The organism is Wolbachia endosymbiont of Atemnus politus (genome assembly GCF_013309895.1).
Window position 1 is genome coordinate 1 of record NZ_JAAXCS010000184.1, and the last position, 1,627, is coordinate 1,627.

Sequence of the window (1,627 nt, forward strand, 5' to 3'; positions counted from 1 at the left end):
TCACTTGTTTGTGCTAGCGCTATAAGAAAATGTTATAATGGATATAAGTAGATGCGACTAAGAAGTGGTAGAATTCACTTTGTAAGGGGCTTTCTATGGATTTGATGTCATAATTTAATCATGAGATCAAATCCGAAAAAAAAAGACGATAGTTTGTTGTACTTGTTCTATTGATAGGTGGGTTATTTATCTCATATTTTTTAATAAAGAATACTAGTAAAGTTTTCAATCTAACTGTAGTCAAAGAAATAAATATAGGAGTTAGTGATGAAGCGTAAGCAGTTGCTGGATAAAAAGGAAAATCTTTACATAACGTATTACATAGATACTTTGGTGTCAGAAAGGCCTGCAACGCAAAATACTTTATAAAGTTATCGTTCAGATTTATGCTAACTTGAGGATTTTTTATTGGAAAGTGGTACGAATTTAGTTAACGCAAGCAAAACTAATATTAAGGATTATGTGAAATCTTTCTGCACACAAAAAGAAATATAAAAGTAGTTCTGTATAAAGAAAAATATCTGCTAAGAAATTTTTTATAAGTGCCTATTTAATGATGGAATAATAGATTTCAATCCAGCTCCAGCTAATGATGAATTGAAAAACCCAATAGTTTCTCGTCCTTTCCCAAAGTATTTGAGCGCCGAAGAAATGATTTTGCTAATGGACACAGAAAGTCAGCGAACGGATCAAATAAAGAAATAAACAATAGAAGGCTATGCGCTATTCCTTTACTCTTCTGGCATGCGTATTTCTGAGCTGATTAATATGAAATTGTGTGAGGTGTCACATCTAGTAAATAGTAATGACAAAGAATGTTATGTAATAATAAAAGGAAAGAGTGGTAAAGAAAGGCAAATCCTTTTTAACAAAGAGACACTGCAAAACCTTAGAAATTATTTATCAATTCGCAATAACCTGATTCCTGAAGGAAAGGAATCTGATTGGTTATTTCCAGGTAATAAATCTAACAAGCCGTTTACAAGGCAGAGGATTGGTCAATTGATTAAGGAATTAGCAAGAAAATGTATTATTGATGAAAGTAAAATATCTCCACATGTAATCAGACATTCCTTTTCTACTCATCTACTGGATAGTGGAGCAAGTATTGTGCTGATACAGAAAGTTCTTGGCCATACTAATCTTTCTACAACGCAAATATATACTCATGTTGCTAACATGAAATTGAGGACAAATTAACTGATTCACATCCTATCACTCAAGTGATCAATGGTTAAACCTATTGATTTCAATTTACAGTAGAGAGATAAACTCAAATAAGTTTATCCGAGTTTATGATTTTAGGTTTATTTCTCAACTTATTTATTATCTTATGGGAAGTGTTCTATACTTTAATTGCCCTTCCTGTAATCTTCTTTCCTGTACGTCTAGCAACTACTTTCTCTGTCTACTCACTGAAGGTTTTATTACTCATGCTTCGTTTACTATGTAAAATTGAATATGAAGTTAGAGGTGGAGAAAACATTCCCAAACAACCAATTGTAGTCGCTTCCAAACACCAATCCGCACTTGAAACTTTTATACTTTTATTTAGGGAAGTAGCTTTTATTTTAAAGCGTGAGCTAAAATGGGTCCCATTTGCTGGTTTGCATTTTATGGCACTAAG

Annotated in this window: 2 protein-coding genes; both read left to right on the forward strand. The window is 32.4% G+C overall.

Annotated features, from left to right (window positions below):
- The first annotated feature begins 744 nt into the window (after positions 1-744).
- Positions 745-1,200, forward strand: coding sequence for a tyrosine-type recombinase/integrase (locus tag HET73_RS08845; protein ID WP_246210290.1), 456 nt, complete (start codon positions 745-747; stop codon positions 1,198-1,200).
- A gap of 95 nt (positions 1,201-1,295) precedes the next feature.
- Positions 1,296-1,627, forward strand: a 332-nt coding sequence (locus HET73_RS08850) for a 1-acyl-sn-glycerol-3-phosphate acyltransferase (RefSeq protein WP_343033102.1), incomplete at its 3' end; no start/stop codon positions are given.

Excerpts from the sequence above, each read along its gene's own strand:
- HET73_RS08845 (WP_246210290.1), top strand. The coding sequence starts at position 745 with ATGCGTATTTCTGAGCTGATTAATATGAAATTGTGTGAGGTGTCACAT.